Annotated in this window: 8 protein-coding genes and 2 pseudogenes; 9 read left to right on the top strand and 1 reads right to left on the bottom strand. The window is 67.5% G+C overall.

From position 1 onward, the window contains the following. Nucleotides 1-361 (bottom strand): annotated as a pseudogene (locus tag A5698_RS15445) (amino acid ABC transporter permease); the annotation flags it as partial. A gap of 203 nt (nucleotides 362-564) precedes the next feature. Here A5698_RS15445 and A5698_RS15440 point away from each other — a divergent pair. From A5698_RS15440 to A5698_RS28010, 9 genes and pseudogenes are all read left to right on the top strand, one after another. Continuing rightward, entirely contained in the window at nucleotides 565-1,932 is a 1,368-nt protein-coding gene (locus A5698_RS15440; protein WP_068298474.1) for a glutamine synthetase family protein, read from the top strand. Nucleotides 1,933-1,975: 43 nt separating this feature from the next. Then, nucleotides 1,976-2,746 carry a gamma-glutamyl-gamma-aminobutyrate hydrolase family protein gene (locus tag A5698_RS15435; protein WP_068298470.1) on the top strand — a complete coding sequence of 257 codons (771 nt, stop codon included), beginning with the start codon at nucleotides 1,976-1,978 and terminating at the stop codon, nucleotides 2,744-2,746. After that, a complete protein-coding gene (locus A5698_RS15430; protein ID WP_068298467.1) occupies nucleotides 2,743-4,107 on the top strand; it encodes an aldehyde dehydrogenase family protein in 1,365 nt (454 codons plus the stop codon). Before A5698_RS15435 ends, A5698_RS15430 begins: the two co-directional genes overlap by 4 nt. Continuing rightward, nucleotides 4,108-4,881: a 3-oxoacyl-ACP reductase gene (locus tag A5698_RS15425; protein ID WP_068298464.1), complete on the top strand. Its 774-nt coding sequence runs from the start codon at nucleotides 4,108-4,110 to the stop codon at nucleotides 4,879-4,881. 3 nt (nucleotides 4,882-4,884) lie between these two features. After that, nucleotides 4,885-5,631, top strand: a complete 747-nt coding sequence (locus A5698_RS15420) for a FadR/GntR family transcriptional regulator (protein WP_068298461.1) — start codon at nucleotides 4,885-4,887, stop codon at nucleotides 5,629-5,631. Nucleotides 5,632-5,746: 115 nt separating this feature from the next. Then, nucleotides 5,747-6,076 (top strand): ArsR/SmtB family transcription factor, encoded by a 330-nt coding sequence (locus tag A5698_RS15415; protein WP_090343693.1) that lies wholly within the window; start codon nucleotides 5,747-5,749, stop codon nucleotides 6,074-6,076. A gap of 47 nt (nucleotides 6,077-6,123) precedes the next feature. Continuing rightward, nucleotides 6,124-8,988, top strand: coding sequence for an AfsR/SARP family transcriptional regulator (locus tag A5698_RS15410; protein ID WP_068298458.1), 2,865 nt, complete (start codon nucleotides 6,124-6,126; stop codon nucleotides 8,986-8,988). 153 nt (nucleotides 8,989-9,141) lie between these two features. Continuing rightward, nucleotides 9,142-9,432 carry a hypothetical protein gene (locus A5698_RS15405; protein WP_068298455.1) on the top strand — a complete coding sequence of 97 codons (291 nt, stop codon included), beginning with the start codon at nucleotides 9,142-9,144 and terminating at the stop codon, nucleotides 9,430-9,432. A gap of 56 nt (nucleotides 9,433-9,488) precedes the next feature. Continuing rightward, nucleotides 9,489-9,655 (top strand): annotated as a pseudogene (locus A5698_RS28010) (SAM-dependent methyltransferase); the annotation flags it as partial.

Raw genomic sequence — 9,655 nt, 5'->3', positions numbered from 1 at the left:
CGACGGCCGTCGTGAACACGTACTCGATGGTCTCGGCGAATCCGGTGACGAAGCCGCCCCACGGGCCCATCGCCGCGCGGGCGAACGAGTACGCACCGCCGGTGTGCGGCATCGCGGCCGACATCTCGCCGATCGAGAAGAGCATGCCGAAGTACATGACGACGATCAGGATCGACGCGATGGCCAGGCCGCCCCAGCCGGCGGCGCCGATACCGAAGTTCCATCCGGAGAAGTCGCCGGAGATGACCGCGGCGATGCCGATGCCCCACAGACCCCAGAACCCGGCAGTCCGCTTGAGTTGCCGCTTCTCGAAGTAGCCGTCGCCGGCCTGGCTGTAGGTGACGCCACCCGAGCTCTTCATCTTGTCCTGCGCCTGGTCTTGGGCCACCGATTCGGCTCCTTCTTGCGGTGATGAGGCATGAGGAGAATAAGCTTGCAAAGGTCTGCTGTCCTACCTTTGGAAGTGACATTTGTGTAAAAGACTTGGGCGAACGTCGGAGCGAGCCCGATCCAATGGTTGACTACCCGCAATCTCGCGCCGTTGAAGGAAAGGCCCCACCACCGATGAGCGTCGCAACGGGCATGTTGTCGCAGGCCGATCTCGAGCGCATGGTCGCCGCCGGCGACATCGACACGGTGATCGTCGCGTTCTGCGACATGCAGGGCAGGCTGACCGGCAAACGGGTGTCGGGCCGATTGTTCGTCGAGGAGGTCGCCGAGCACGGCGCCGAGTGTTGTAACTACCTGCTGGCCGTCGACGTCGACATGAACACGGTCGACGGCTACTCGATGTCGAGCTGGGAGACCGGCTACGGCGACATGGTGATGACGCCGGACTTCTCGACGTTGCGGCTGATCCCGTGGCTGCCGGGAACCGCGATGGTGATGGCCGATCTCGGTTGGCATGACGGCAGCCCGGTGCAGCAGGCGCCGCGCAGCATCCTCAACCGGCAGATCGACCGGCTCGCCGAACGCGGCCTGGTGCCCTACGTCGGGACCGAACTCGAGTTCATGGTGTTCGATGACGGGTTCCGCGACGCGTGGGCCAAGGGGTACCGGGACATGACGGCCGCGTCGGACTACAACGTCGACTACGCGATGCTGGGCTCGACGCGAATGGAGCCGCTGCTGCGCGACATTCGGCTCGGCATGGCTGGCGCGGGCATGTACTGCGAGGGCGTCAAGGGCGAGTGCAACCTCGGCCAGCAGGAGATTGCGTTCCGCTTCGACCATGCGCGGGTCACATGCGACAACCACACGATCTACAAGAACGGCGCCAAGGAGGTCGCCGACCAGCATGGCAAGAGCCTGACCTTCATGGCGAAATTCGATGAGCGCGAAGGCAACAGCTGCCACGTGCACATCTCGCTGCGGGGTTCCGACGGTGCGGCGGTGTTCGCCGACGACAGCGATCCGCTGGGCATGTCGCCGATGTTCCGCAGCTTCGTCGCCGGCCAGCTGGCCACGCTGCGCGAGCTGACGCTGTTCTACGCGCCGAACATCAACTCCTACAAGCGGTTTGTCGACGGCAGTTTCGCCCCGACCGCGATCGCGTGGGGCCTCGACAATCGGACCTGCGCGTTGCGGGTCGTCGGCCACGGCCACGGTATGCGGATGGAGAACCGGGCGCCCGGCGGCGACGTCAACCAGTACCTCGCCGTTTCGGCGTTGATCGCCGGCGGCCTGTACGGCATCGAACGCGAACTCGAGTTGCCCGAGCCGACGGAGGGCAATGCGTACACCAGTGGCGCCGAACGCCTTCCGACCACGCTGACCGAAGCCGCGGCGCTGTTCGAGAAGTCCGAGGTCGCGCGCGCCGCGTTCGGCGACGAGGTGGTCGAGCACTACCTCAACAACGCCCGCGTCGAGCTGACCGCGTTCAACTCCGCCGTCACGGACTGGGAAAGGATGCGCGGCTTTGAGCGGCTCTAGTCTCCCGGCGAGCAGACGTAAACCTGACCAAAATGGCGGCGAAATGGGCAGTTTTGCGTCTGTTCGCGAAGAAAAATCGCGCCCGGTGCTCGGGTTGACGACCTACCTGCAGCAGGCGCAGACCGGCGTGTGGGACGTGCGGGCGAGCTTCCTGCCCGCGATCTACTTCGAGGGTGTGGAACTGGCGGGCGGCATCTCGGTGCTGCTCCCGCCGCAACAGGTTGACGATGCCATCGCCGACCGCGTCCTCGACGGTCTCGACGGCGTCATCATCACCGGCGGGCGCGACGTCGTGCCCGCGCACTACGGCCAGGAGCCGCATCCGGCCACCGACCGCGACACCGAGGACAACCGGCGACGCGACCGGTTCGAGTTCGCGTTGGTGCGCGGTGCGATGCGGCGCGGCATGCCGGTGCTGGGCATCTGCCGCGGTGCACAGGTGCTCAACGTCGCGCTCGGCGGCACGCTGCACCAGCACCTGCCCGACGTCATCGGGCACAACCGCCATCAGCAGGGCAACGCGGTGTTCACCACGTCGACGGTGCGTACGGTGCCGGGCACGCGGCTGGCCGGGCTCATCGGCGAGTCGTCGGACGCACAGTGTTACCACCACCAGGCGATCGACGAACTCGGCGACGGCCTGGTGATCAGCGCGCAGGACGACGACGGCGTCATCGAGGCGGTCGAGCTGCCCGGCGAGTCCTTCGCGCTGGCCGTGCAGTGGCATCCCGAGGAGCGCCTCGACGACCTGCGACTGTTCGCCGCGGTGGTCGAGGCGGCGGACGCATATGCGAAGGAAAGGGCAAACGCTTGAGCACATCCGACGTGATCAATCCGGCTACCGAAGAGCTGCTGCGCACCGTCGAGCAGACCGACGAGGCCGGCGTCGACGATGCGGTGGCGCGTGCCAAAGCGGCGCAACGGGACTGGGCCCGGCGCGCACCCGCCGAACGGGCGGCCGCGCTACGCGCCTTCGCCGCGACGGTCGATGCGCACGTCGACGAGTTGGCCGCTCTGGAAGTGGCGAACTCCGGGCACCCGATCGGCAACGCCGAATGGGAGGCCAGCCACGTCCGCGATGTGCTGCAGTTCTACTCCGCCACACCGGAACGCCTGTCCGGCAAGCAGATTCCCGTCGCAGGCGGCGTCGATGTCACGTTCAACGAACCGCTCGGCGTGGTCGGCATCATCACGCCGTGGAACTTCCCGATGACGATCGCCTCCTGGGGTTTCGCGCCCGCGCTCGCGGCGGGCAACGCGGTGGTGATCAAACCCGCCGAATGGACGCCGCTGACCACGATCCGGCTGGGGGAGTTGGCCGTCGACGCGGGCATCCCCGCCGATCTGTTCTGCGTGTTGCCCGGCAGAGGATCGGTGGTCGGCGAGCGCTTCGTCTCACACCCCGACGTGCGCAAGGTCGTGTTCACCGGTTCGACCGAGGTCGGCACCCGGGTCATGGCCGGCGCCGCCAAACAGGTCAAGCGCGTGACCCTCGAGTTGGGCGGTAAGAGCGCCAACATCGTCTTCGACGACTGCGATCTCGAGCAGGCCGCGGCTACCGCCCCGTACGGCGTGTTCGACAACGCCGGCCAGGACTGCTGTGCGCGCAGCCGAATCCTGGTGCAGCGCAACGTCTATGACCGGTTCATGGAGTTGTTCGAACCCGCCGTCAAGGGCGTCGTGGTCGGCGACCCGGGCGCCAAGGACACCGAGATGGGTCCGCTGGTGTCCAAGACGCACTGGAACACCGTCGCCTCGTTCGTGCCCGACGACGCGCCCGTGGCGTTCCGCGGGTCGGCGCCGTCGGGACCCGGATACTGGTTCCCGCCGACGGTACTGACGCCGCAGCGCACCGATCGCGCAGTGCGCGAGGAGATCTTCGGCCCCGTGGTCACCGTGCTGCCGTTCGAGGACGAGGCCGACGCGATCGCGCTCGCCAACGACACCCCCTACGGGCTGTCCGGGTCGATCTGGACCGAGAACCTGTCGCGGGCGATGCGGGTCTCGCGGGCGGTGGAATCGGGCAACTTGTCGGTCAACTCGCATTCGTCGGTGCGCTACAACACTCCGTTCGGCGGCTTCAAACAGTCCGGCCTCGGCCGCGAGCTCGGACCCGACGCGCCGCTGTCGTTCACCGAAACCAAGAACGTGTTCTTCGCAGTGCAGGAGGCCTAGATGGATCTCACTCAACGGTTGGCGGGAAAGGTCGCCGTCATCACCGGCGGCGCCAGTGGCATCGGCCTGGCCAGCGCCAAGCGGATGAAGGCCGAGGGCGCCACCGTCGTCATCGGTGACATCGACCCGGCGGCGGGAAAGACCGTCGCCGACGACCTCAACGGCACCTTCGTCCAGGTCGACGTGTCCGATCAGGTCGCGGTGCACACGCTGTTCGACACCGCGGCCGAGACCTACGGCTCGGTCGACATCGCGTTCAACAACGCCGGCATCAGCCCGCCCGAGGACGATCTGATCGAGGACACCGGCATCGACGCGTGGCAGCGGGTGCAGGACGTCAACCTCAAGTCGGTGTTCTTCTGCTGCAAGGCGGCGCTGCGCCACATGGTGCCACAGCAGAAGGGCTCGATCGTCAACACCGCTTCCTTTGTGGCGGTGATGGGTTCGGCCACCTCGCAGATCTCCTACACCGCGTCCAAGGGTGGTGTGCTGGCGATGTCGCGTGAGCTCGGCGTGCAGTACGCGCGGCAGGGCATCCGGGTCAACGCGTTGTGCCCGGGACCGGTCAACACCCCGCTGCTGCAGGAGTTGTTCGCCAAGGATCCCGAACGGGCCGCGCGGCGGCTGGTGCACATCCCGGTGGGCCGCTTCGCCGAACCCGACGAACTCGCTGCCGCGGTGGCGTTCCTCGCCAGCGACGACGCGTCGTTCATCACCGCCTCGTCGTTCCTCGTCGACGGCGGCATCAGCGGCCACTACGTCACTCCGCTGTAAACGATGTCGGCCGACCCGGACGGACCGGTGGCACCCGCGGCGCTCACCGCGGAGGCGGCCGAGGCGCTGCTGCGCCCCGTGCGTGGCGGCAACGCCTTCGAGGACACCGTCGGCCGGCTGCTGCAGACCATCCGGCTCGGGGTGCTGCAACCGGGCGAATGCCTGCCGCCGGAACGGGAACTCGCCTCGCGGCTCGGCGTCAGCCGCGACACCGTGCGCGAGGCCATCAAGTCGCTGTCCGACGCCGGCTACCTGGTGTCGCGGCGGGGGCGCTACGGCGGGACGTTCCTCGCCGACGAACTGCCCACGCCCATCACCGGAACCGACGATGTGACGCGCGCGGACATCGACGATGCGCTGCGCCTGCGCGAAATCCTCGAAGTCGGTGCCGCGCACATGGCCGCCAGCCGAACGCTGACCGCCGCCGAGCGTGAACAACTGTGGCTGCGGCTGGGCGACGTCCGCGGCGCCGCTCCCGATGACTACCGGCGGCTCGACTCGCGTCTGCATCTGGCGATCGCCGAGGCCGCCGGCTCACCGTCGCTGGTGCCGCTGCTGGCGGAGAACAGGATGCGGCTCAACGCGCTGCTCGACCAGATCCCGTTGCTGCCCCGAAACATCGCCCACTCCGACGAGCAGCACGAGGCGATCGTCATGGCGATCCTCGCCGGCGACGCGGACGGTGCGGCGTCGGCGATGCGGGCGCACGTCGAGGGCTCGGCCGCGCTGCTGCACGGCTTCCTCGCCTAAGCTCCGCCCTTCTTGTGCGAGCGTGCGTGTTTGCTGACGACACGCCGCCGGATTTCCGACATTCGCGCACGGTCAAGCACCCTCGAACGTGCACATCGGCGTTACATTGAGTCCCGTGAACGAGCCCGTCGGCCAGGTGGACGTCGAACGCGCGGCGTCGGCGCTGGCCGACGTCGACACCGCCAGCTGGACTCAGCGGTTCGACCTGCTGTCCGACCCGCACCGGCTGGAAATCCTGCTCACATTGCACCGCGTCCCGGGAATCCGGGTCGGGGACCTGGCCTCCGCGCTCGGCCGCTCAGAAAACGCCGTCTCGCAAGCGCTTCGCGTGTTGCGCCAGCAGGGCTGGGTCAGCGCCACTCGTGTGGGACGGGGGGTCAGCTACCGCCTCGACGACGAGATCGTGCACGACCTGCTGCACTGGATCGGCGCCCGGCACGGCTGACGCCGTTTTCCGCCCCATACACGCTGACCTGGTGAAAGCTGTATGCCGTGGCGGTGCAGTTCCGTTTACTCGGCGACGTCGAGGCCTACGTGGACGGCGCGCGGGTCGAGATCGGCCCGTCCCGCCAACGCTGCGTCCTGGCGGCGCTGCTGGTCGACCTCAACCGCCCGGTGCCGTCCGACCAGCTGATCGACCGTGTGTGGGCGGACGACCCGCCGCACCGCGCCCGAAACGCGTTGGCCGCATACGTTTCCCGGCTCCGGCATCTCCTGGCCGGCGGTGTCGAAATCACCCGCGGCCCAGGCGGGTACGTGCTCAGCGCGGATCCGACGACGGTGGATGTGCACCTGTTCCGCGACCTCGTCGCACAGGCGCGCGCGACGGCCGATCCCGGCCGGGCCGATGCGCTGTTCGCCGAGGCGCTGACGCTGTGGCGCGGTGAACCATTCGCGACCCTGGAGACGCCGTGGCTGGACGACGTCCGGCGTGGGTTGCAGGCTGAGCGCCTGGCCGCTGCACTGGACCACAACGACATCAGGCTGCGGGTCGGTCGGCACGGGGAGCTGATTCCGCTGCTGACGTCCCTGCTGCGCGACCATCCGCTCGACGAGCGATTGGCGAGCCAGTTGATGCTGGCGCAGTACCGGTGTGGTCGCCAGGTCGATGCGCTGAACACTTTCCGGACGATGCGAAGTCGGCTGGTCGACGAACTGGGTGTGGAGCCAGGACCGGCGCTGCGGCAGGTGCACCAGGAGATACTCGAGGGCGATCCGGTGCAGCCACCGGTCCGCATCGTCGCCGAAAAGCCCAACACCGTGCCCAGGCGCGCCACCAGCCTCATCGGCCGCGACGACGACTTACGTCGGGTTGTCGATGCGTTGAGCGGCGGCCCGCTCATCACGTTGATCGGCGTCGGTGGCGTCGGCAAGACGCGGTTGGCGCTCGAAGCGGCGTCTACATCCGCGGAAGGTTTTCCCGACGGGGCGTGGGTCTGCGAGCTCGCACCCGTCGAGGACGAAGCGGCCGTCGCGCACGCCGTTGCGGTGGCTCTGCGCTTACAGCAGCAGCAGGGCCTCGACATCGAGACCACCGTGATCGAGTATCTGCGATCCCGCAAACTGCTTGTGCTGCTGGATAATTGCGAGCACGTGCTGGACTCCGCCGCACGGTTGGCAGACCGAATCGTGCGCCACTGCCCAGAAGTGGTGGTGCTGACGACGAGTCGCGAAGCGCTCAATGTCGAAGGTGAGAGGCTTCTGCCGGTGCCACCGCTGTCGCTTGATGACGGCGTCCGGCTGTTCGCCGAACGGGCGCGCTCGGGCAGACCCGACTTCGAGCTCGAAAGCGAGCCGGCGGGCGCCGTCGCCGAGATCTGTCGTCGTCTCGACGGTCTGCCACTGGCGATCGAACTGGCCGCCGCAAGAATGCGGGCGATGAGCAGCATCGATGTCGCGCGCAGGCTGGACAGCCTGCGGTTGCTCAGCGGCGGTGCCCGCGACGCGTCCCCTCGGCAACAGAGCCTTACCGCCACGATCGACTGGTCGTATCAGCTGCTGACGGAATCCGAACAGGGTCTGTTCATCCGGTTGTCGGTTTTCGCGGGCGGCTTCGATCTGGCCGCGGTACACGGCGTGTGCGGGACGGGTGACGAGGACGACACCCTCGATCTGCTCACCGGGCTTCTCGACAAGTCGATGGTGACGCGCCGTGCGGGCGCCGGGAACACGCGGTACGCGATGCTCGAGACGCTGCGGGCCTACGGCCGAAATCGGCTGCAGAAAATGGGTGTCGATCACGACGTGACGAAACGCCACGCCCGCTACTACACCAAGCTGGCGCAACGTGCGGCCGCTGAAATGCACGGGCCCGACGAGGCCGGGTGGGTGGATCGGATGCTGCCCGATTACGACAACATCCGGACCGCATTCGAACACTCCGTCGCCGCCGGAGACATCGACACCGCGATGCGGTTGGTCACCTCGTTGTCCGAAACCATGCATCTGCGAATCGGATACGAGTCCGCCGGCTGGGCGGAGCGGATCGTCGAGCTGGCCGATCCCGCGCACCCTTTGTACGCGGCCGCCGTCGGCTTCGCGGCACGCGGTGCGTGGAACCGCGGCGAATCCGAAAACGCGCGCGCACTCGCCGAATTGGCCGCAGGTCGCACACCGGGCCGAGGCAACGGGCGCATCGCCTACCCGGGTGACGTCCTGGCGGACCTCGCGCTCTATGACGGTGACCCACGCACCGCGCTCGGACATTACGAGGCCGAGATGGCGCGTGCGCGCGCCGATGACGACTCGATTCGTTTGGTGTGGACGCTGTTCTACGTAGCCATCTGTCACGCCGCATTGCGTCGACCGGAGAACGGAATTGCCGCGGCGCAGGAAGCGCTCCGTGTCGCGGACGAAACCTCGAACCCGACCGCGCGGTCGATGGGGCGCTATGCGCTCGGGCTGGTGCTCAAGAAATCCGATCCGGAGCGCGCGCTGGTGTTGTTCGACGACGCTGCCGCGCTGGCAGCATCTGTCAGGAACTTCTGGTGGCATGGCATCGCCCTGATGGAGGCGGCGTCCACCCGCGCCGTCCACGGTGAACCGCGCACGGCGGCCGCGGCGCTCATCGACGTGCTCGACCACTGGGATCGGGTGGGCGACTGGAGCCAACAGTGGCTCAATCTGCGCTACATCACCCGCTTCCTGACACGGATGGGCGCCGACGATGCGGCGCTGACGGTGCATCACGCTCTGGTCGACGCGGGGAAGCCCTCGCCGCTACCCGCCGACAGGCAACCGCAAGATCAACGCGCTGTCAGCGGTGTCGAGGCCGTCCGTTTGGCGCGATCAACGCTGGCGGCGATCCGTGCCCACGAGGCGGCCCCGGCGGCCGACGGGACGACGACACTGTCCTGACGCGTCGTCACCGGGGGCTGCACAAAAACATCACGTGAGCTGCGGATTTCACGATTGTCCAAGGATCTACGAAACCTTCTCTCAGAGACTTCATCCGTCAAAACCGAACGGTCGGACCCCCACGGTCCGACCATCAAGAGAGAAGAGAAAACCATGAAGCATCCACTGTTCAAACGTGTTGCCGTCGTCTCCGCGCTGTCGGCCTCGCTCGCGATGCCCGCAGTCGCCGGGCTGGTGGCGCCGAGCGCTTACGGCAAACCGATCAACGAGAACACGATCAAGACCGAGTGCAAGGCGGCCGGCGGCAAGTATGAGACCGCCGTCGCCGTCGACATCAGGAGCTCGGCGTGCACCTACAAGGCCAGTGACGGCGTCACCTACACCGACCACTACGCAAACGGCAACTACGTCGGGACGACCGGGCCCGGCGGACGGCCGGCCTGAGGCGCAGCGCTGCCGAATCGGCGGCGACGGCGGGATTCAACTACGAGGAGGACGACATGACAACGACTGAACAGAACACGACGACGGGCGATGGCGATCGGCAGCTCAAAGCCAAACATCGCGCGTTATGGGCCTCGGGTGATTACCCCGCCGTCGCCGCCGAACTCATTCCCACACTCGGCCCGGAACTGGTTCGCGCGTGCGGGGTGCGCACCGGCGATCG

The sequence above is a fragment of the Mycobacterium sp. E136 genome, assembly GCF_001666865.1.
Taxonomy (GTDB): Bacteria; Actinomycetota; Actinomycetes; order Mycobacteriales; family Mycobacteriaceae; genus Mycobacterium.
Note: the sequence above shows the minus strand (reverse complement) of the source record. Positions and strands in the feature narration are given on the sequence as shown.